The 20,712-nt window shown below is 61.7% G+C and carries 18 protein-coding genes; 13 read left to right on the top strand and 5 right to left on the bottom strand.

Annotated elements, in window-relative coordinates; genetic code table 11:
- Positions 1-41: 41 nt before the first annotated feature.
- Positions 42-1,472, bottom strand: coding sequence for an aldehyde dehydrogenase family protein (locus tag FFI94_RS27160; RefSeq protein WP_138870547.1), 1,431 nt, complete (start codon positions 1,470-1,472; stop codon positions 42-44).
- 110 nt (positions 1,473-1,582) lie between these two features.
- Here FFI94_RS27160 and FFI94_RS27155 point away from each other — a divergent pair, with 110 nt between their 5' ends.
- Positions 1,583-2,380 carry an enoyl-CoA hydratase gene (locus FFI94_RS27155; RefSeq protein ID WP_138870546.1) on the top strand — a complete coding sequence of 266 codons (798 nt, stop codon included), beginning with the start codon at positions 1,583-1,585 and terminating at the stop codon, positions 2,378-2,380.
- Between the two features lie 45 nt (positions 2,381-2,425).
- Positions 2,426-3,946 (top strand): acyl-CoA synthetase, encoded by a 1,521-nt coding sequence (locus FFI94_RS27150; RefSeq protein WP_138870545.1) that lies wholly within the window; start codon positions 2,426-2,428, stop codon positions 3,944-3,946.
- Here the strand turns inward: FFI94_RS27150 and FFI94_RS27145 are convergent.
- Entirely contained in the window at positions 3,943-5,310 is a 1,368-nt protein-coding gene (locus FFI94_RS27145) for an amidohydrolase family protein (RefSeq protein ID WP_260684363.1), read from the bottom strand. The two genes, FFI94_RS27150 and FFI94_RS27145, sit on opposite strands and share 4 nt — an antisense overlap.
- Entirely contained in the window at positions 5,307-6,491 is a 1,185-nt protein-coding gene (locus FFI94_RS27140; protein WP_138870543.1) for a CoA transferase, read from the bottom strand. The genes FFI94_RS27145 and FFI94_RS27140 overlap by 4 nt, the downstream gene beginning before the upstream one ends.
- Before the next feature lie 109 nt (positions 6,492-6,600).
- Between FFI94_RS27140 and FFI94_RS27135 the strand changes: the two genes are divergently transcribed.
- The 4 genes from FFI94_RS27135 to FFI94_RS27120 all read left to right on the top strand — a co-directional run bounded on the left by FFI94_RS27135 (position 6,601) and on the right by FFI94_RS27120 (position 10,934).
- Complete coding sequence (locus tag FFI94_RS27135) at positions 6,601-7,665, top strand: enoyl-CoA hydratase/isomerase family protein (protein ID WP_138870542.1); 1,065 nt, start codon at positions 6,601-6,603, stop codon at positions 7,663-7,665.
- 106 nt (positions 7,666-7,771) lie between these two features.
- Positions 7,772-8,935: an acyl-CoA dehydrogenase family protein gene (locus FFI94_RS27130; RefSeq protein WP_138870541.1), complete on the top strand. Its 1,164-nt coding sequence runs from the start codon at positions 7,772-7,774 to the stop codon at positions 8,933-8,935.
- A 28-nt stretch (positions 8,936-8,963) separates the two neighbouring features.
- Positions 8,964-9,704, top strand: coding sequence for a 3-oxoacyl-ACP reductase FabG (gene fabG, locus FFI94_RS27125; RefSeq protein WP_138870540.1), 741 nt, complete (start codon positions 8,964-8,966; stop codon positions 9,702-9,704).
- A 21-nt stretch (positions 9,705-9,725) separates the two neighbouring features.
- Positions 9,726-10,934, top strand: a complete 1,209-nt coding sequence (locus FFI94_RS27120; RefSeq protein ID WP_397495508.1) for a CaiB/BaiF CoA transferase family protein — start codon at positions 9,726-9,728, stop codon at positions 10,932-10,934.
- An 11-nt stretch (positions 10,935-10,945) separates the two neighbouring features.
- On the opposite strand, the gene FFI94_RS27115 is transcribed toward FFI94_RS27120, so the two are convergent.
- Positions 10,946-12,166, bottom strand: coding sequence for an acetyl-CoA C-acetyltransferase (locus FFI94_RS27115; protein ID WP_138870539.1), 1,221 nt, complete (start codon positions 12,164-12,166; stop codon positions 10,946-10,948).
- A gap of 221 nt (positions 12,167-12,387) precedes the next feature.
- On the opposite strand from FFI94_RS27115, the gene FFI94_RS27110 reads away from it, so the two are divergent.
- Both FFI94_RS27110 and FFI94_RS27105 read left to right on the top strand, forming a co-directional pair.
- Entirely contained in the window at positions 12,388-13,578 is a 1,191-nt protein-coding gene (locus FFI94_RS27110; RefSeq protein ID WP_138870538.1) for an acyl-CoA dehydrogenase family protein, read from the top strand.
- Positions 13,579-13,611: 33 nt separating this feature from the next.
- Positions 13,612-14,502 (top strand): LysR family transcriptional regulator, encoded by an 891-nt coding sequence (locus FFI94_RS27105; protein WP_138870537.1) that lies wholly within the window; start codon positions 13,612-13,614, stop codon positions 14,500-14,502.
- Here the strand turns inward: FFI94_RS27105 and FFI94_RS27100 are convergent.
- Positions 14,436-15,380, bottom strand: coding sequence for a LysR family transcriptional regulator (locus FFI94_RS27100; protein ID WP_138873447.1), 945 nt, complete (start codon positions 15,378-15,380; stop codon positions 14,436-14,438). The genes FFI94_RS27105 and FFI94_RS27100 overlap by 67 nt on opposite strands.
- Positions 15,381-15,566: 186 nt before the next feature.
- Between FFI94_RS27100 and FFI94_RS27095 the strand changes: the two genes are divergently transcribed.
- From FFI94_RS27095 to FFI94_RS27075, 5 genes are read left to right on the top strand one after another with little or no spacing between them, the layout of a single operon-like run.
- Positions 15,567-17,126 (top strand): AMP-binding protein, encoded by a 1,560-nt coding sequence (locus tag FFI94_RS27095; RefSeq protein WP_138870536.1) that lies wholly within the window; start codon positions 15,567-15,569, stop codon positions 17,124-17,126.
- Positions 17,123-18,169, top strand: coding sequence for an MBL fold metallo-hydrolase (locus FFI94_RS27090; protein WP_138870535.1), 1,047 nt, complete (start codon positions 17,123-17,125; stop codon positions 18,167-18,169). Before FFI94_RS27095 ends, FFI94_RS27090 begins: the two co-directional genes overlap by 4 nt.
- Positions 18,170-18,206: 37 nt before the next feature.
- Positions 18,207-18,968, top strand: a complete 762-nt coding sequence (locus tag FFI94_RS27085; protein ID WP_138870534.1) for a crotonase/enoyl-CoA hydratase family protein — start codon at positions 18,207-18,209, stop codon at positions 18,966-18,968.
- Positions 18,965-19,777 (top strand): enoyl-CoA hydratase/isomerase family protein, encoded by an 813-nt coding sequence (locus FFI94_RS27080; protein WP_138870533.1) that lies wholly within the window; start codon positions 18,965-18,967, stop codon positions 19,775-19,777. Before FFI94_RS27085 ends, FFI94_RS27080 begins: the two co-directional genes overlap by 4 nt.
- Positions 19,778-19,807: 30 nt before the next feature.
- A complete protein-coding gene (locus tag FFI94_RS27075; protein WP_138870532.1) occupies positions 19,808-20,710 on the top strand; it encodes a LysR family transcriptional regulator in 903 nt (300 codons plus the stop codon).
- Positions 20,711-20,712: the final 2 nt, after the last annotated feature.

Genomic DNA, 20,712 nt, shown 5'->3' with positions numbered 1-20,712 from the left:
GGTAGCGATGACTACCGGAAAGGCTCACAGGGGCGGAGTCGCTACGGAGTGACCTGAGCCAGCATCATCTGCTCGAAGCTGTCGCCGTACGGCGGCAACATGCCCCACTCGCCGCGCGGATCATGTTCTGCTGCTTCGAGAACCGTACGTGCGTGGCTGAACTCGAGGAAGCCTTCGCGGCCGTGGTAGTGACCGATTCCGGATGCGCCGACACCACCGAACGGTGCGTCGGAGAGGCCGGGGTGCGCCATCGCGTCGTTGATCGTGACACCACCGGAATTGGTGCGTTCGAGCACGGATTCCTTCTCGTCGAGATCGGTGCCGAAGTAGTACAGCGCCAACGGCTTCGGGCGCGAGTTGATATCGGCGACAACGGCGTCCATCTCGTCGTAAGGCAAGATCACGACGGCCGGTCCGAAGATCTCCTCCTTCATGATCTCGGCATCCACCGGGGGATCGACGACCAACCGCAATGGACGTCGTCGTGTGTCAGCCGAAAGTTCTTCGTCGGGAACGGTGATGATGCGCGCGCCGCGATCGGCGGCATCGGCGATGTATCCCTCGATACGGGCGAGATGGCGGTCGTTGACGATGGAGACCATGTCGGTGTTGTCGGCAACGGTGGGGAAGAGACCGGTGAACGAATCGGCGAACGCGGTGATGAAGCGTTCGATGCCTTCACGCGGAACGTAGATCAGGTCGGGCGAGACACAGAGTTGACCACCGTTGGTGGACTTCGCAATAGCCAAGCGGCGGGCAGCTTCGTCGAAGTCGGCGCTCTTACCCAGAACGCTCGGCGACTTTCCACCGAGTTCGAGAGTGACCGGGACGAGGTTCTTCGCGGCGTTGGCCATCACCAGCTTGCCGACGGACGTGCTTCCGGTGAAGACCAAGTGGTCGAAGGGGAGCGAGGTGAGCTTGTCAGCGACATCGGGTCCACCTGTGACGACGGCGATTTCGAGGGGGTCGAGGGCGCGTGCTGCAGCATCAGCCAAGACGGCAGCGGTGTGCGGCACGATTTCGGAAGGCTTCAGAATGGCACGGTTGCCGGCTCCGAGTGCGCAGGCGAGGGGGCTCAAGAGCGTGAAGAGGGGTGCGTTCCAGGTGCCGATGATGCCGATGGAGCCCTTGGGCTGGTACGCGACGTAGGCCTTGGCGCCCAGCTGTTCCTGGACGGCGCCGGTGGAGCGCGGCGAGCGAACCATCCACTCGTCGAGGGAATCTCGGACATGCTTGAGTGAAACCATTGATCCGAGAACGTCATTCATGACCGAGTAGGCCGGGAGGCGTCCGCCGAAATCTTCGTTCATGGCTTCGGTCAGATCTTTGTGGTTCGCCACGAGCAGGTCGATCACCTGTTGGATGCGCCGGCGACGTTCCTCTGCGCTCGGCGCTCCCGCGGCGCGGGAGGCGGCCTGTTGTGCGTGCAGGATCTGCGCAAGGTCGGTGGTGATGATGGCGTCGGTGCTCATGGGCACTCCTCGTAGTGGCGAAGTATTAGCTGAAAAGGTATCGACGCTTCGGTATGAACTGCCCGTTTCGTCTCGTTGACCGGGACGGATTCGATTGGTAGAGAGGACGCATGTCGAAGACGCAGATAAACGAGAGCGCGGTAGCTACATCAGTCGACGAGTCGACAGGAATCGGATTTCTGACCCTCGATCAGCCGCAGCGGCGCAATCCGCTCTCGGCGCAGACCATGCGGGAGGTGACCACGGGCCTTCGGGAACTCTCCGCCGACCCCCGCGTCCGGATTGTTGTCGTGCGAGCTGAGGGGCCGGTGTTCTCGGCCGGCCACGATCTGACGGAGATGATCGGCCGCACTCTCGATGACGAGCGCGCGATCTTCGACGGCTGCACCGAGATGATGGAGACGGTCCAGCAGATTGCCCAGCCGGTGATCGCTGCGGTGCAGGGACCGGCAATCGCGGCGGGATGCCAGTTGGCGGCGTCGTGCGACCTTGTGGTGGCGGCGTCGAATGCTGTTTTCGGTACTCCCGGAGTCAAGATCGGCTTGTTCTGCTCTACGCCGATGGTGGCCCTGAGTAGGGCGGTTGGCCGCAAGCGGTCGATGCAGATGCTGCTGACGGGCCAGACGATCGACGCCGAGACCGCTGCCGATTGGGGTCTGGTGAACTTCGTCGTAGAACCAGAAGACCTGGACCGGGAAGTGCGGGAACTGGCCGCCAAGATCACGACTGCCAGCCCGCTGACAGTGAAGATCGGTAAGCAGGCGTTCTATCAGCAGATCGATCTGCCCCAGGCGCAGGCCTACGAGGCAATGGCGGAAACGATGGCAACAAACGCCGTGACCTGCGACGCTCAGGAAGGTATGCAGGCGTTTGTGGATAAGCGGGCGCCGCAGTGGCAGAACAAATGAACAACACCCTTTCGGATTAGTTGGACGTCCGATAATCTATCGTGCATGAGCCTGGACCCGCGGACCAACACCATTGACGGAGTGCTTCGGCGCTCGGCGGCCAAGTACCCGGATCGGGTAGCTGTTGTTTTCGAAGATCGCTCACATACGTATCGGGGGCTCGACGAGGCGGTGACGCGGGTCGCGGCGTATCTCGTCAACCTCGGGTTGCAGCACGGCGATCGGGTGGCCGCGTACGGAACCAACTCCGACGCGTATGTAATCGGGTTCCTCGCGTGTTGCCGGGCCGGCTTGGTACACGTACCCGTGAACTACGCGCTCAAGGGTGATGAACTGCGCTACCTGGTCGCACAGTCCGGCGCTCGGGCTGTTCTGGTTGATCCGGCATTGCTGCCGACGCTCGATTCCGTGCGCGGCGATCTTGATATCGACCACGTTGTGCCGTTGCGTGACGACAAGAACTCGGTGGTCACCATCAGCGCCGCCGGACAGGTCCCGACCTTCGAATCGAGAGCCTCGTCAACCGATCTGGCACAGCTGCTCTACACGTCGGGAACAACATCGAAGCCCAAGGGCGCGATGATGTCTCATGCCGCTCTGGTACACGAGTACGTGTCGTCGGTGATTGCGCTCGGACTCGACAAGGCAGATAACCCCTTGATCTGCATGCCCATGTACCACTCTGCGGGAATGCACGTCTTCATGCTTCCGTATCTGTCAGTCGGTGCGACGGTCAACGTGATGGCGGCCCCGGACATCCCGGAGATTCTGCGCCGCATCGAAGCCGACAAGATCGGCTCGCTGTTCCTCGCTCCCACCGTCTGGGTACCGCTGGCCAATCATCCGGATCTCGACACCCGTGATCTGTCTTCGCTGAAGAAAGCGCAGTACGGTGCGTCGATCATGCCGGTCACCGTGCTGAACCGCTTGCGCGAGCGGTACCCGGACATCGGCTTCTACAACTGCTTCGGACAGTCCGAAATCGGCCCACTGGCAGCCGTTCTGCAGCCGGAAGAGCACGCGGATCGGCCGTCGTCGTGCGGTCGGGCGGTGTTCTTCGTGGAAACCCGAGTTGTCGACGCCGAGGGCAACGATGTTCCGGACGGTGTTTCCGGAGAGGTTCTCTACCGCTCGCCGCAACTGTGCAATGGCTACTGGGAGAACCAGGAAGCAACTGCAGAAGCTTTCCGCGACGGCTGGTTTCATTCCGGCGACCTGGTCGTGCGTGACAGTGAAGGGTTCATCACCGTCGTCGACCGCATCAAGGACGTCATCAACACGGGCGGCATTCTCGTCGCATCCCGCGAAGTCGAAGACGCCATCTACACGCACCCGGCTGTTGCCGAAGTTGCCGTCATCGGAACACCCGACGAGAAGTGGATCGAAGCGGTCACCGCAATCGTGGTTCTCAAGGACGGTCAGGAGGCACTGACGCCGGAGGTGCTGATCGCCTATGTGAAGGAGAAGATCGCTCCCTTCAAGGTGCCCAAGCATGTTCGTTTCGTGCCGGAGCTGCCCCGGAACCAAAGTGGGAAGCTGCTCAAGCGGGAACTGCGCACGGTCTAGTAGATTTGCTTGCCGCCGATGACCGTTGCCAGCACCGACGGTGACTGTGTCGGGGAGATCAGAACCAGGTCGCCCGCTGCGCCGACTTCGACTCGGCGCGGGGGGCCGCCTGGATCTTCGGGACTGCCGAGATAGGCGGCCAGCGCTGTGTTGTAGTCGATTGTCTCGGCGCCGCCCAGAACAGTGCCCGCGGGCGTCAACCGCGTTTGCGACGCTGCGATAACACTCCACGGGTCGAGTGGACCGTACGGCGCATCACTCGAAAATGCCACCGGTACAGCGGCATCCAGCAAGGATCGGCAACGGTACAAATCCTGGTGGTCGATGGCAGCAACATGTTCGAGGTAGTCGTCGCCGCGATCGGCAATGAAGCCCGGCTGGGTCACGACTGCCAACCCGAGGCGGTTGATCTCGGTGATGGATTCGACGGGTATCAATGCTCCGTGTTCGATCCGATCACCCGGAATTGTGCCGATTTCGCCGAGTACGGACAGCAAGATCAGTAGCGCTTCGCGGCTGACACTGTGCGCTGCAACAGGTCGCCCGATCGAGTGTGCGGACTCGATAAGGGTGGCTAGCTGTTCGAGATCGGGAAGCCCGGAATCGGCAAGAACGATCTTGTAGGGTCCGACGGTTGGTCCCGTCGACGGCACCGAGGCTCCCAGTGGTACTCCGAGGAGATGGACTCGCTGTGGAATATCTCCTAAAGATATTGCTGCGCAGATGGATTCGGTGCTTTCCGGCGCCAGGTCCGGCGTCGCGTCAGTTACCGCAGTGACGCCGAGTCGTGACAACTCGGTCCCCACATCGCGTAACGACGGTGGCGAATTTCCCGGGATCTGTGCGCGAAGCCACGAGTCTGCGCGCCACACTCGGCCGGTCGGTCTTCCTGCGCCGTCTCGTTCGACACCGGGATGGTCCGCTTGCCCCAGTCGGGCAGCAACGACACCGGCAGTGTTGAGTACCCACATCGCGCCGCTGCGATGCTGGATACGAACGGGTCGTGACGCGTGCAGATGATCGAGGGCATCACGATCGAGATCGCCCGCCACCGATTCGAAGTATCCGACGCCTCGGACCCAGCCGTCGGAACCGGGTGAACCCTGCAGTGCCGCAGCCAGTTCATGCGCATTCCGTACGGCGGGTGGACCACATTCCACGGAACTGCGTCGGGCTGCCAACGCCTGTAGGTGGATGTGGTGATCGCACAGACCGGGAATGACCTGATTGCCGTCGGCGTCGAGGATGTCCTCGCCCCGGCGAGCGAGTCTGCGACCGACCTCGGTGATCACACCGTCGGAGATGCGAATATCGAGGCTGTGACGGTTACCGACCGAGCAATCGGTGATCAGCAGATCGCTCACGGGGCCACAATTCCGAGGCTTCGTAGAACAGCGTGTGTGTCGGAGCCCGAGGCGGGCGCCGTACCGACGTACTTGCGTCTTTCCGGAACGGCCACTGCTGATGCACATGATCGGGGCAACGAGGCATCGGTTCCGTGTGTAAGCGTCGACGCGACAAGGTCGGCCATCGACAGGTCCCAGAGATGTCCTGCGGTCGGTGTCTCGGACATGGCGAGGGCGGCCGCCATGAGTCCACTCAGAGGGTCGGCTATCGCGTCGCCGACAAACACAGGTGCGCCTGAATTATTATGTGCAACAAGACCACTTGATGCCGCGATGTCGTCGCCGAATCCGATGCGGTCGGAGTTCCTTCCTGCTGCCGTGATGGAAATCCAGGTGGTACCGGATGCGGCCGCAGCTTCTGCGTCGAGTCCGAAACCCGCAAGTGCGCGTGGCCGCGACGCTTCGATCACGATGTCGGCGCGTTCCACGAGTTGCGCGAGTGCGGACCGGCCGGGCGAAGTACTCGGATCGAGGACGACGGACTCGTGGCCCGCATGAAGTAGTTCGTAGAATTCGCTGTTGCCGCGACGCGCTCCGTCCGGTCTTGTCGGTGTTTCCACCTTCACGACTCTCGCGCCCGCGGCTCCGAGTAGATGTGAGCACAGAGGGCCCGCCCATAGTGCGCTGAAATCGACAACAACCAGATCCTCGACGGATCGCCGGGTGGTAGGCCTGGGAACTGACGTAGTCGAGCCTGCGACCGGGGCGGCCGCCAACCCGAGCAGGGATGCACGCTCGGCCAGTTCGGTTCCGGGATGCGCGGCTAACCAGGCACTTACCGCAGGCCAGGGATCCTCGCCGATCTCCGCGGAGATCAGTGCGCCAAGGAGAATCGGGTCGTCCGGTCGGGCGCAAGACACCGCGGCCCAGCCGTCTCGCGTAGGTAGGAGGCGGCAGCTACCCCCAAGCGAGATGGAGCCGCTGCGAGTGAATCCGGTGAATGCCGCGCGTTCGGAAAGAAAGCGGGCTCCGTCGTCGTTGCCGTTGATGAATTTACCGAGATGCCTGGCCAGGGTGGCGGCGTTTCCCGGGGGAATTCTGGGAGATTCGCTGGGGGAGCCGGTGAGTGGCACTATCCCGCTGCCGAGCCAGTCGAGGACGCGGCGGTCTTCGTCGGCGTCATCGGGCCAGGCAAACATTCTCCGATGTTACACTCCGAAAAGTATTACCGGAAAGGCTATCCCGCGTGCGGAGCTGTTATCCGGTGCAGTATGCCGAACATCGATTCGGCACTCGAGAAGGATGAAGATGGTCAACCAGATGCACGCTCTGTCGCCGCAGGACATTCTCGACGGCAGGATCGATCTTCCACTTCTTGCAGATGGTGGCACACTTGACGATCCAGTGGTCGTTCTCGACCTGGACGGCGAGTTCTCAGAAGACGTAGCCCGTGCGGTGTCGGCAAAAGTCCTCGAATCCGACCGTGTGGTTCTCGGGAGGTACACGGGTCGCACACCGGACGCCGCAACAAGAGCATTGTCGCGGGCGCTCGACTCGACGGTGTCGACGGTATCGACCGAGAACGTCCGAGAGTTCGTAGGCGTCGAAGATCCTGACGCTGAACTCACGTCCGTCCTCGACCGCTTCCACGAGAACCCTTACGCGTCCGTTGTGGCCTCGCAGGTTTTGCGATTGAGCGAAAACCTGTCCATCCCCGCTGCGCTCGACGTTGAATCTCTGGCGTACTCGACACTGTTGGGCACTCCGGACTTCAAGCGGTGGCTGGACGGGCGGGGGCCTCGGCCGCTGCCGCCCCCAGCGCCCCAGGAGCCGGTGCTGATCGACCGTCGAGATGCGTTGTTGCACATCACCCTCAACCGCCCGGAACGCCGCAACGCCTACGGTGCGCAGGTCCGTGACGGACTGGTGGCAGCACTACAGATTGCTCTACTGGACCCCAGCGTCGAGAAGGTTCTGCTCGACGGCGCTGGTCCGTCGTTCTCCGCGGGCGGTGATCTCGACGAGTTCGGTACCACCCCGGATCTGGCCATCGCGCATCTGATTCGAACCCGGTCGGGAGCTGCGCGGCTGATGGCGCGCCTGTCCGATCGAATCGAGGTACAGGTTCACGGAAGCTGCGTAGGCGCGGGCATCGAGGTGCCGGCCTTTGCCGCTGACGTGCGCGCACACCCGGACGCGGTGTTCCGTCTTCCGGAAATCTCGATGGGTCTGATTCCCGGAGCGGGTGGCACCGTGTCGATCCCACGGCGGATCGGGCGTTGGCGCTCATATCACCTGTTCTTGTCCGGTGCTGCGATCAATGCGGAGCGTGCGCTCGAGTGGGGCTTGATCGATTCGATAGCGTCGATATAGGCATCGCCTTACTGTCGGTTCGTTTTCAAGTCTTTGACTCATAATGCTCGACCGTATTGACTTCGGAAGACGCATCAATGTGGAACGAGCAAGGTGAGTGGTGGGTATGCAGGTCGACGCGGACGACTTCGCCGATATCTTGGCGACGGCAAGGGAATTCATCCGGAAGGAAGTTGTCCCTCGTGAGCAGGAGATTGCCGATACCGATGCCATTCCGGAGGACATCCGGAAGAAGGCTGCCGCTATCGGACTGTTCGGTTATGCCATTCCCCAGGAATGGGGTGGCCTGGGCCTCGATCTCACGCAAGACGTCGAACTCGCGATGGAGTTCGGGTACACGTCGCTGGCTCTACGCTCGATGTTCGGAACCAACAACGGCATCGCCGGACAGGTACTCGTCGGCTTCGGTACAGACGAACAGAAGGCGCAGTGGCTCGAACGCATAGCGTCGGGTGAGGTAGTCGCCTCGTTTGCACTGACCGAACCCGGAGCAGGATCCAACCCTGCCGGCCTGCGCACCAAGGCGGTCCGCGACGGGAGCGACTGGGTGATCGACGGCAACAAGCGGTTCATCACCAACGCTCCGACCGCGCAACTATTTGTCGTCTTCGCGCGTACGCGTCCGGCTGATGCGGACGGCCCCGGTATCGCTGTCTTTCTGGTCCCGGCCGATACCGAAGGTGTCACGGTGGGGCCGAAAGACAAGAAGATGGGTCAGGAAGGTGCGTGGACCTCCGAGGTCAGTTTCGACAACGTTCGCGTCCCCGCATCGGCTCTGGTCGGCGGTGACGAGGACACGGGATATCGCGCCGCCATGACGTCCTTGGCGCGCGGACGCGTCCATATCGCTGCCTTGTCGGTGGGCGCGGCACAGCGAGCCCTCGATGAATCCGTCGCCTTTGCCACCGTCACACAGCAGGGTGGGACGGTGATCGGTGACTTCCAGTTGGTCCAGGCGATGCTCGCCGATCAGCAAGTCGGCGTGATGGCAGGCCGAGCCATGGTCCGTGAGGTCGCGGCACGCTATGTCACCGGCGAGGACCGTCGCCTCGGACCGTCGGCGGCAAAGCTCTTCTGCACCGAGATGGTGGGAAACGTAGCTGACCTTGCCGTCCAGATCCACGGTGGCAGTGGGTACATGCGGGGAGTTCCGGTCGAGCGGATCTACCGGGAAGTGCGGTTGCTGCGCCTCTACGAGGGAACCAGCGAAATTCAGCGGTTGATACTCGGCGGTGGCCTTGTGTCGCAGGCAAAGAAGCAAGCGAAGTAATCACAGCAACTTTTGAAACGGAGCGGATATGGGACTGTTGGACGGCAAGGTGACGGTAGTTACCGGCGGCGCACAGGGTATCGGGTTCGAAATTGCCCGAACCTTCATCAAAGAGGGTGCCACCGTGGTGATCGGTGATATCAACGAGACCGTCGGGGTGGCTGCCGCGGCCGAACTCGGTGGCGACTCCGTGGCGCGGTTCGTCTCGTGCGACGTGCGTGATTCCGGTCAGGTGGAGGCAATGCTCGATCTCGCTGAAAGTGCTTTCGGCCCAGTCGATGTCATGGTCAACAATGCCGGTATGACTCGGGATGCGACGATGCGGAACATGACCGAGCAGGACTTCGACGACGTGATCGCCGTCCACCTCAAGGGTGCCTGGAACGGAACTCGCGCCGCCGCAGCTCGCATGCGTGAGCGTGAGACGGGGTCGATCGTGAACATCTCGTCGATCTCCGGAAAGGTCGGCATGTTGGGGCAGACCAACTACTCGGCTGCCAAGGCCGGAATCGTCGGTCTCACGAAGGCTGCGGCCAAAGAGGTTGCGTTCAAGAATGTTCGGGTCAATGCCGTCCAGCCCGGACTGATTCGTACCGCCATGACCGAGGCTATGCCGGAACGTGTCTGGAACAGCAAGTTGGCGGAGATCCCGATGGGTCGTGCGGCGGAACCGTCCGAGGTTGCGTCTGTGGTGGTGTTCCTCGCGAGTGACATGTCCAGCTACATGACCGGTACCGTCCTGGAGATCACGGGCGGGCGCCATATCTGAGGCGCGTGCTTCAATTCAGGAATGAACTCTGACATGGGACAGTCGCATTCGGATCTCCCTCTCGACGGGATCACCGTGGTGGCGTTGGAGCAGGCGGTTGCGGCGCCGCTCGCCAGCCGGCATCTCGCGGACATGGGTGCTCGCGTGATCAAGATCGAGCGGGTAGGTGAGGGCGATTTCGCTCGTCACTACGACGGCGCGGTACGCGGTCAGGGCTCACACTTCGTGTGGCTCAATCGTTCCAAGGAATCGATTGCCGTCGACGTCAAGTCGGAGTCCGGCCGTCGTGTCGTTCTCGATCTCATCGCAGAAGCTGACGTCTTCCTGCAGAACCTCGCTCCGGATGCTGCAGAACGACTCGGCTTCGGTGCAGACACGCTCCGCACGGAGTTCCCTCGGCTCATCGTGATCAACATGTCGGGATACGGCAGCGCCGGCCCACGTCGTGAGCGCAAGGCGTACGACATGCTGGTGCAGGCCGAGACCGGAATGATCTCGGTGACCGGAACACCCGAGACAGCAACAAAAACGGGTGTTCCGGTGTCCGACATCGCGGCTGGGATGTACGCGCTGACATCGATATTGGGTGCATTGTTCCGTCGGGAAAGAACGGGCAAAGGTGCAACGGTCGACGTGTCGATGTTCGATGCCACGGTGGAATGGCTCGGTCACCCGATGTACATGAAAATGTATGCGGACAAACAGATTCCGCGAGTCGGACTCGGGCATGCGGCCATCGTTCCTTATGATTCGTTCCCGACGTCGGACGGTGAGATCCTCATCGGCGTCCAGAACGAGCGCGGATGGCGAGCACTCATGGTCGACGTCTTCGGGCGGGAAGACCTGGTGAATCATCCGCGGTATGCCACCAACATCGTCCGGGTCGAAAATCGAGCCGAGGTGGATGAGATGGTCGGATCGCTCTCGCGGATGTATTCGACAGCAGAGCTGGATAAGCGTCTGGCCGACGCCGGTGTACCCGCAGCAGCATTGAACGACATGGGTGGCGTACTGAAACACCCTCAGCTGGAAGAGCGTTCACGGTGGCGATCCGTAGGGACGGAAGTCGGTCCCATCGACGCTGTGCTACCGCCGATGACCTTCTCCGACGTGGAAATGAAGATGGGCGATGTGCCATCTTTGGGCCAGCACACCGACTCGATTCTGACCGAGTTGGGGCGCACGGCCGATCAGATCGCGGACCTTCACCGCGACGGATCGATCGGATAGCGCCTCGACATTTACCGTCGTAGGTTCTCGAAGACCGCGGCGATGCCCTGGCCGCCGCCGATGCACATGGATTCGATTCCGTAGCGCCCCTGACGACGGTCGAGTTCGCGTAGCAGGTTTGCGAGGATTCGTCCGCCGGTAGCGCCGACGGGGTGGCCGAGTGAGATCCCGGAACCGTTGACGTTGAACCTTTCGCGGAGATCCGCCTCGCTCAGGCTCCAGGCATGGGCGCAGGCGAGGACTTGGGCGGCGAAGGCCTCGTTGACCTCGATCAGGTCGATATCGGAGAGTTGCAGATCGACTCGCGACAGTGCTTTCGCGACAGCAGAGACAGGTCCGATGCCCATGCGGTTCGGCTCGACACCGGTGACACCCCAGCTGACCAGTTTCGCGAAGGGGCGCAACCCGAGTCGTTCGGCATTGGCGGGCGTGGTGACGACGGCCGCTGCGCCGCCGTCGTTCTGTCCGCAGGCATTGCCGGCGGTGACGGTCGCGTCGGGGTCGACGCGACTACGTAGTGGGCGAAGTGCAGCGAGGTCGGACAGTTGCACGTCACGACGTGGATGCTCGTCCTGGGTAATAACTTTCGCGTCGCCGCGGCGGGAGGGGACGGTGACGGGAATGATCTCTTCGTCGAAGTATCCCTTGTCCTGTGCGTTGACGGCGCGCTCGTGCGAGCGAAGCGCGTAGCGGTCCTGCTCGTCGCGTGAGATTGCGTATTCGCGTCGCAGATTTTCGGCCGTTTCGATCATGCCGCCGTCGACCGGAAAATTGACACCACCGGAGTTGGTGCGGGGTTTGGCCAAGCGGTCGTGGAACTCCACCGAGGGTTTCTTCGTACCCCAACGGATGTCGTTGGAATAAAATTCGACGCCACTCATACTTTCGGCACCGCCGGCGATCACCAGATCGCTCATTCCGGTCTGAACTTGCATGGCGGCGTAGATGATTGCCTGGAGGCCGGATCCGCACCGGCGGTCGAGTTGAATTCCGGGAACCGAGATGTCCAGTCCGGCGTCGAGTGCTGCGATACGCCCGATGGCAGCGGCCTCGCCGTTTGCGTAACCCTGACCGAATACGACGTCGTCGATGTCGCAGGACTGAAGTCCGGTCCGGTCGATCAGTCCACGCATGACGGTGGCGGCGAGCGTGGTTACCGGAACGTCTTTGAAGACACCGCCGAAACCGCCTACTGGTGTGCGAACGGGTTCACAGATGACTGCGTCATACATGGAATGCGCCTGTCGGGAGAGTGCGGATGAGGAAGGTGCGTCGGAAGATACGAACGCGTGCCCTCGAATATTCAGGACAGGCGCCGCAGTTGTCAACAGCGGTAGAAGTGCTGCTCGGACATAGTTTTTCCCTAACCATTCGTATGGTTGTCGAACTTTGACACCCCTGTGTTTCGGGGATTGAATGGGTGGAGGATCTCCCTCGATGAACAGGTGGAACAGTGACGCGTTTGGCGCAGACTGCAGGATTGACCGAGACGCAGAACGACATCATCGGTGCCGTGCGGGAATTCGTCGATCGCGTGGTGATTCCCGCAGCGCAGGAACTCGAGCACACCGACACGTATCCCACGGACATCGTCAAGCAGATGAAGGACATGGGTTTGTTCGGGTTGACGATCGACGAGGAGTTCGGTGGCATCGGAGAATCCCTCCTGACATACGCACTGTGCGTCGAGGAATTGGCTCGCGGCTGGATGAGCGTGTCCGGTGTCGTCAACACCCATTTCATAGTGGCGCACATGATTTCGGCACACGGGACGCCGGAACAGAAGGCGAAGTACCTGCCGCGGTTGGCTACGGGCGAGCTCACCGGTGCTTTCTCGATGTCGGAGCCGGCACTGGGTTCCGACGTTGCTGCCATCTCGACCAAGGCGAAGCGCACCGAATCCGGCGACTACGTGGTGAACGGGCAGAAGATGTGGCTGACGAACGGCGGCTCGTCGACTCTGGTGGCCGTGCTCGTCAAGACTGACGAAGGCGCGGCGAAGGCGCACAACAATCTGACGACGTTGCTGATCGAGAAGCCTGCCGGATTCGGTGAAGTCCTTCCCGGCCTGACCATCCCCGGAAAAATCGAGAAGATGGGTTACAAGGGCATCGACACGACCGAAATGGTTTTCGACGGTTTCGAGATTGGCGCCGACGCGGTTCTCGGTGGCAAGCCCGGCGTCGGGTTCCGGCACATGATGGATGGTGTCGAGGTCGGTCGTGTGAATGTGGCGGCGCGTGCGTGCGGTATCGCGCAGCGGGCCTTCGAACTTGCGGTGACGTACGCGAAGCAGCGTGAAACTTTCGGCAAGCCCATTGCCGAGCATCAGGCCATCGCGTTCCGTATCGCGGAGATGGGTACGAAGGTCGAAGCTGCGCATCTGATGATGGTGAATGCGGCTCGGCTCAAGGATTCGGGCGAACGGAACGATGTCGCTGCCGGTATGGCGAAGTACCTGGCGAGTGAGTTCTGCTCGGAGGTCACGCAGGACAGTTTCCGTATTCACGGCGGGTACGGGTACTCCAAGGAGTACGAGATCGAGCGCTTGATGCGTGAGGCGCCGTTCCTCCTGATCGGTGAGGGCACCAGCGATATCCAGAAGCAGATCATCAGCAAGGGGCTGCTGCGCTCGTACAACTGAACCGCGTGTGGACGTGCGTCGTACAGTCGACGGGTGGACCTACGTCAAGTCGAATACTTTCTCGCCGTTGCAGACGGGGAGTCTTTGGCGACGGCGGCACAGTCCATGTCGGTAACCAAGCCGTCGTTGTCACAAGGTATTCGCAGTCTCGAACGTGAACTTGGCGTCGAACTCTTCCACCGTGTCGGCCGGGGTCTGGTCCTGACGTCGGCAGGACGAGCGCTGGTCGGGCCGGCTCGGCAAATGATGCGCAGTAGTGCGGCCGCGTCCAATGCCGCGATCGGCGTGGACATGGAACCGAAAGGCCGTCTGGACATCTGCTCCGCCGCTCATGGACTGGAGGGGCCGGTGGCACGAATTGTCGCCGATTTCCGTCGACGCTGCCCGGGCATCACGGTGCGTGTCGGTGAGCTTCCACGTGGCGCGAATACGGAAAGCGTATTGGCCGACGGGGTGTGTGAGTTGGTATTCAGCTATTGGCAACCGGAGATGTCGGTACTGTCGACGCATGTCATCGGAGTGAACGACTATTGGCTTGCCGTCCCGGGAACGGCGCCGCGTTCGGTCTGGCCGAGCGGAATGAAACCTACTGCTGGAGAATCGGTGTCATTGACCGAGCTTCCGAATCTACCGGTGGTCGCAGTGCAGAAACATTCCCGGGCGCGAGTTGCCATCGAGTCGTCCTTGCATGCCGCCGGCGTCAGGACACAGATGTCGACTGAACTCGCGCACCGGGAGGCCGTCGGCGAGTTCGTGCTCGCCGGTTTGGGTATGGCGTTCATGGAACGTTCTCTTGCCGAGCGTGCAGCTGCCTCGGGGGCCGAGATTTTCCCGTTGAATCCTGCGATCTCACTGACCTACGGTATCGAGTTCGATCCGGAGAGATTGTCGCCGTTGGGAAGGCTGTTTGTCGAAGGACTGTGAGCGGTGCGGAGATTCGATACCAGCGCCGCCGCAGCAGGGGACAAAGGCCCGTCGCGAAAGACGATACTTGTCCGTCGGATGATTGGTGGGTGCAGCGATCGAATGCTCGTCCCGGGGGCGTCCTGCTCGGCGATGGAACGGGGCAAGAGTGCGGCGCCGCCGCCGTGGCCGACCATCTCACGAACGGCCAGGCGATCGGGGACCTCGACGACGATATCGACGAGTTCCCACTCGGCGCCGAGTGGGTAGCTACGACGGTTCGACGGCGCGTCGACGATCATGGGCAGGGCACTGATCGACGCGCGGGGCAGCGGATCGGGGAGGCCGACCGCAAGTGCTGGTGGGATCGACAGCACCGTCTCCTGTGCTCTGGTCTCGATCTCGCGGAGGTTGTCGGACGTTCCGTCCGCGAGATCGCGTTCGAGAAATCCGAGTTCGCACCTGCCGGACCGGACCAGAGCCCGTACCTCGCGGGCGCTGGATGCCGCGGTTGTGGAGAACACGATCCCCGGAGCTGTGCGGTGGAGCTGACCTGCCATGTCGGCGACCGCGTCGACCGCGAGGTCGGATTGGACAGCGATGGCGAGTTCGCCCGATTGCAGTGCGATCACCGCAGCGACTGCCGTCTCGGCCTTGGCGACGTCGGTGAGTAGTTTGCGAGCAGCGTCGGCGACCGCTGCTCCGGCAGCAGTGGGGATCAAGCCGCGGGCGGTGCGATCGAACAGGGCGGAACCCAGCGTCCGTTCGAGATTGCGTATCGCCTGCGACAGTGAGGGTTGCGAAATGTGCAGCGCCACGGCGGCTGCCGTGACGCTGCCATGATCGACGACGGCGACGAGATATTGCGCGCTGCGTATGTCCATGCCGGGTGCCTGCATCTGTCGAATTCTCCCAGATGACGGCGCATCGGTTGCAGTGACGAGCTTCGACCTGCAGACATAGGTCTGAGCTATGGTTCTGTGCGCCTTCTCGTCTTTGTGGCGCAGGCCATAGCAGTGGTCGACTGTTCCGGTACCACCGACGCGGTGCGTGCTCGGTTTGTACTTGGAACACAGGAGCGTGATGTGAGCGAGCTTCACCTACCCAACCGGATACGCCACTCGGCGTCGGCACGGCCATTGGACCCGGCGATCACGTGTGGCGATCGGACGTTGACGTGCGCCGACCTCGACGCCGAGACCAATGCGCTGGCGAGTGCGTTGACAGAAGTGTCCGCGGCGGGCGCCCGTGTCGGAGCCTTACTGAGGATGGGTCTCGAAGGTGCTGAGACCTTCATAGCGTGCGCGAAGGCAGGCGCTGTGTTCATCCCTTTGAACTGGCGACTCAACCCACGTGAACTCGTCGACGTTGCCGTGGATGCGGAACTCGACGTCTTGATCGTCGACGACGAGTTCGCAGTGGGTGCGGCAGCGATTCTCGCAGCGTTGCCTGAGGTTGCGGTTGTTGCTGTGGGATCTGAAGGGGGTCTGGAAGATTCGCGAACCTGGGCGGACTTCGTGGCATCCGGAACGGGCATCGACCCTGGACTGGGACACGATCCGGACACCTCCGTGCTGCAGCTGTACACGTCTGGGACAACCGGACGACCCAAAGGCGTCGTGGCCACACATCGGAATCTGTACAATGAGCCAGAAGGGTTCGAGGTGTACGAATTCGGTTCGAATGCAGTGGCTCTCGACGCGCTTCCGCTCTTTCACATCGCTGGTGCAGGGTGGATGAGTACCTGTCTGTCGGCTGGGGTGCACTTGGTTCTACTCGGCGATATGGCGCCGGCCCGGGTAGTCGAAGCCATTGCGACACAACACGTCACCCACGCATTTCTTGTGCCGGCGGTCATTCAGACACTGGTAGATCTGCCCACTCTCGAGAGTTTCGACCTGTCCAGCTTGCAGGTGGTCGCGTACGGAGCCTCGCCGATCACGCCGTCGCTCCTGGCTCACGCGATGAATGTGTTGAACTGTAAATTCGTTCAGCGTTACGGGATGACCGAAACAACGGGTTCTGTATCCGTACTTCGTGCCTACGATCATCATGTGAGTGGGCTGCGCTCCGGGTTACTGCGGTCAGCCGGAAAGCCGATGATCGGCGTGGAAATTTCCATTCGCGACGTCATGACGGGTGAGGAGTTGCCGCCGAATGAATCCGGAGAAATTGTCGCGCGCAGCAGAAACAACACCTGCGGATACTGGCGACGTGAGCGTGAGACTGCCGAATTGTTCACCCACGACGGTTTTCTCCGAACGGGCGACGCCGGCCACCTCGACGACGAGGGCTATCTGTTTGTCACCGACCGCCTCAAGGACATGATCATAACCGGCGGCGAGAACGTCTATCCGATCGAAGTGGAATCCAGTCTGGCCGAGCATCCTTCGGTTGCCGAAGTAGCAGTAGTCGGGGTCCCCGACAGGCGCTGGGGTGAGGCCGTCACCGCGGTGATCACACTTCTCGACGGTGCTGATGTGCCAAGTGCCGACGAGCTGATCGCCTTCAGCGCAGCGAGATTGGCGTCGTACAAGAAGCCCCGCCAGATCCACTTCGTGGACTCCCTGCCTCGCAATGCGAGCGGGAAACTACTCAAGTCGAGCCTGCGAACCATGCTGAGTGCGAGCGGAGAAGCATCGTGATCGTTACCGAAGACGTTGGTGTTGCACAACGCGAGGCTTGGGCGAACAACGTGCTTCCGCCGGTGGAGCAGGTACGGGACGGATTGTGGTCGATCCCTGTTCCCATGCCGGACAACCCTTTGCGTTACGTACTCGTCTACGCGCTCGCCCTTGACGACGGGCTTGCACTGATCGACGTCGGTTGGGATCACGAACAATCGTGGCAGGCACTCGTCGACGGAATCGCGTCGATCGGTTACCACGTTTCCGAAGTTCGGTATGCAGCAATCACACACCTGCATCCCGATCATTTCGGACTGGCACCGCGCCTTCGGCATGTCAGCGGCGCAACACTTGCGATGCATGTGGCCGATGCGACGCTACTCGGTTACCATGGTCCTGAGCAGGCCCGAGAGGACATCACCGGCTGGAATGTGCAGCTCTCCGAACTCGGGGCGCCGGCCGAAGTGCTCGACGCGTCACGGGTCGATCTGGTGCGGTTCGCCGAACATGAATCCATCGATGTTGTTCTGGGCGATGGGGATTCAATCGACCTACCGGGATGGAATCTGCGCGCGCAATGGACGCCGGGGCACACTCCGGGACATCTCTGCTTCGTAGAAGAGGACAGGGGCTTGTTGTTCAGCGGTGATCACATGCTGCCGCGGATCAGTCCTAACATCTCCACGGTTCCCGGTGAACTCGAGAATCCGCTGCATCGCTACTTGCTTTCGCTCGAGGCAACAACAACCCTGCGCGAATGCGAGGTGCTGCCGGCACACGAGTATCGATTCCGCGGGATCGCTGATCGTGCGCGTCAATTGATGGGGCACCACGAAGAGCGACTGTCGGAAATCGTTGCGGCCGTTGCGATCGAACCCGAATCGACGGCCTGGGAACTCTCGCGCACAATCTCCTGGTCTCGGCCGTTCGATCAGATGTCGCCGCGACTACTGCGATTGGCTGTCCGCGAGACGCACGCTCATCTCGTCGTGTTGGCCAAACGCGAGATGGTGACCGCGTCCGGCCGTTCGCCCGTGCGATGGAGCCTTCGAGAGCTGTGACCTTCAAACATTCTCATCAGGGAAGTAGGAACCGAATATGAGCGCCGTGCTTACGGACTTCGCCGACGGCATCGCCGTCATCACACTCAATCGACCCGAGGCCAAGAATGCAGTCGATCTCGAACTTGCGGGAGCCCTGGCAGCAGCGATCGACGAGTTCGAGGAGAGACCGGATCTCACTATCGGCATCCTGACTGGTGCTGGTGGAACTTTCTGCGCAGGTATGGATCTCAAGGGATTTGCGAGCGGGGAACGGCCGTCGCTGCCCGGCCGGGGATTTGCCGGGTTGACCGAAGCTCCGCCGTCGAAGCCGTTGATCGCAGCGGTCGAGGGTTGGGCACTGGCGGGCGGTTGTGAACTGGCTTTGGCGGCCGACCTGATCGTGGCGTCTACCGATGCGAAATTCGGCTTGCCCGAGGTGAAGCGAGGGCTTGTCGCGGCCGCCGGAGGCCTTCTGCGTCTGCCCAAGATTCTCCCGTATCAGCTAGCCATGGAGATCGCTGTTACCGGTGACCCGCTCAGTGCCACGTTGGCGCATCATCACGGGCTGGTCAATCGGCTTGCCGAACCTGGACAAGCGCTGACCGTCGCACGTGAACTTGCGGCCAGAGTAGCGGCAAACGGTCCGTTGGCCGTTCGAGCGACCAAGCAGGTTCTCGCGATGTCCGCGAACTATACCGATCCGGATGCCTTTGTCGCGCAACGTGAATTCATCGACCCGGTGTTTGCGTCCCGAGACGCTAAGGAAGGTGCGACGGCATTCGCCGAGAAGCGCTCACCTGTCTGGAGCGGTTCATGAGTGCCGAGACCATCGAGCGGGCGGCCGTCAGGATCGAGCGAACCGGCGCTGTTGCCACGATCGTCCTCGATCGGCCACACCGTCGCAATGCTCTTGATCTTGACGCCTGGATCGAGCTTCGCGAGGCACTTCACGAACTTCAGGAGGACTCGCACATTCGCTCTGTGATCCTGACGGGTGCGGGTGGCACCTTCTGTGCGGGTTCCGATCTCGACAAACGAGGCTCGTCGCACCCCCTCGACCGCATGCGTGTCATCAACGCAACTGCTGTCGCGCTGGGTGAGTTTCCCAAGCCCCTGGTGGCGAAGGTCGACGGGTTTGCGGTCGGAGCCGGATGGAACATGGCATTGCTCTGCGACTTCGTCGTGGCAGCGAAGGGTGCGAAGTTCAGTCAGATTTTTGCCAAACGTGGTTTGTCCGTTGACTTCGGTGGGTCGTGGATCCTGCCGAGGCTGGTAGGCATCCAGCAAGCCAAACGATTGGTGATGCTCGCCGAGACCGTCGACGCACAAGAAGCGTACGACCTCGGATTGGTGACCTATCTGGTCGAACCGGCTGAACTCGACAAACACACGTCGGAACTTGCGCAGCGGCTTGCTGATGGTCCGCCTGCTGCGTTGAGTCAGTCGGCGGCCATGCTCGAGCGTCACAGCTCGCTGACCTTACGAGAGGCGTTGGACAACGAGGCGAGTGCGCAAGCCGTCAACTTCGCAACGGACGCTACCGACGCCGTTCGTGCCTTCGTGGAAAAGCGCGAGCCGGTCTTCACCGGAGAATGGGCGGTAGCTGGCGTGGCTCGGGTGGAGTGAGCGACAGATTGCTGGTCGTATGATGGGTGAGTGGACCTGCATTTTGTTACCTACTTCGTCGCTGTTGTCGACCACGGTGGGATAACGAAGGCCGCTCAGGCTCTCTACATTTCGCAGCCCTCGCTCTCTCAGGCGATTCGTACGCTCGAACGTCGGTTGGGTGCCACTCTGTTCGACCGGACCGGTAGGCGGTTGGTTCTTACCGATGCGGGCCGCACGTTCGATCTCGCGGCCCGGCGAATCCTGGCCGACGTCGAGCGCGCGAAGGCCAAGGTGACCGCCGTTCGTGAACTCGAGTTCGGCCGGGTGGACGTCGTGTCGTACTCGGCGTTTTCGATCGATCCGATGGTCGAATTGGTCCGGCGATTCCGGGCTGACTTCCCGAAAATCGTCGTGCGGGTTCTCGACACCTTCGGACCGGCCGGGGTGGATACTGCCCTCAGGCGTGGATCCGCCGAAGTCGGTGTCACCGATCTGAGCGTCGGATACGAAGGTCTGATCACTGCACCGATAGCGACGCAAGAGATGGTGCTTGCCACGTATGTGTTGTTGTCCGACCGGCTTGTGAAACCGCTGGTCGATCCGGTTCGGCGTGAGGTCCTCCACACACTGCCACTGGTAGTTGACCTCGGAGATCAATCGAATCAATTCCGAGGTCTGCTCAGCGCCGGCGCTGAGAACGTCGTGGTGGATTGTGTACATCCGGTGACCACCTGGGAGCTCGTGCGCCGTGGCATCGGAGCCACAGTTGTGCCGAGAAAGGTTGCGCAGCAGCAGATGAAAGATGTGCACACGTTCTCATTCGATCCACCGCTGACCCGAGACGTCGGTCTGGTCTATCGCGCCGGTGAGCAGTCGCCAGCAGCGGCTGCTTTCATCGCCACGGCAGCCGAAATGGCGACCGCTGCTGCGGGATCCACGGCGAAGGGCTGAAC

Source organism: Rhodococcus sp. KBS0724, assembly GCF_005938745.2.
In the GTDB taxonomy this organism is placed as follows: domain Bacteria; phylum Actinomycetota; class Actinomycetes; order Mycobacteriales; family Mycobacteriaceae; genus Rhodococcus_F.
Note: the sequence above shows the minus strand (reverse complement) of the source record. Positions and strands in the feature narration are given on the sequence as shown.

Coding starts and splice junctions, on each gene's coding strand:
- FFI94_RS27160 (WP_138870547.1), bottom strand. CDS start 1,472: ATGAGCACCGACGCCATCATCACCACCGACCTTGCGCAGATCCTGCAC.
- FFI94_RS27100 (WP_138873447.1), bottom strand. CDS start 15,380: ATGCAGGCACCCGGCATGGACATACGCAGCGCGCAATATCTCGTCGCC.
- FFI94_RS27135 (WP_138870542.1), top strand. CDS start 6,601: ATGGTCAACCAGATGCACGCTCTGTCGCCGCAGGACATTCTCGACGGC.
- FFI94_RS27140 (WP_138870543.1), bottom strand. CDS start 6,491: ATGTTTGCCTGGCCCGATGACGCCGACGAAGACCGCCGCGTCCTCGAC.
- FFI94_RS27115 (WP_138870539.1), bottom strand. CDS start 12,166: ATGTATGACGCAGTCATCTGTGAACCCGTTCGCACACCAGTAGGCGGT.
- FFI94_RS27130 (WP_138870541.1), top strand. CDS start 7,772: ATGCAGGTCGACGCGGACGACTTCGCCGATATCTTGGCGACGGCAAGG.
- FFI94_RS27150 (WP_138870545.1), top strand. CDS start 2,426: ATGAGCCTGGACCCGCGGACCAACACCATTGACGGAGTGCTTCGGCGC.
- fabG (WP_138870540.1), top strand. CDS start 8,964: ATGGGACTGTTGGACGGCAAGGTGACGGTAGTTACCGGCGGCGCACAG.
- FFI94_RS27080 (WP_138870533.1), top strand. CDS start 18,965: ATGAGTGCCGAGACCATCGAGCGGGCGGCCGTCAGGATCGAGCGAACC.
- FFI94_RS27085 (WP_138870534.1), top strand. CDS start 18,207: ATGAGCGCCGTGCTTACGGACTTCGCCGACGGCATCGCCGTCATCACA.
- FFI94_RS27155 (WP_138870546.1), top strand. CDS start 1,583: ATGTCGAAGACGCAGATAAACGAGAGCGCGGTAGCTACATCAGTCGAC.
- FFI94_RS27120 (WP_397495508.1), top strand. CDS start 9,726: ATGAACTCTGACATGGGACAGTCGCATTCGGATCTCCCTCTCGACGGG.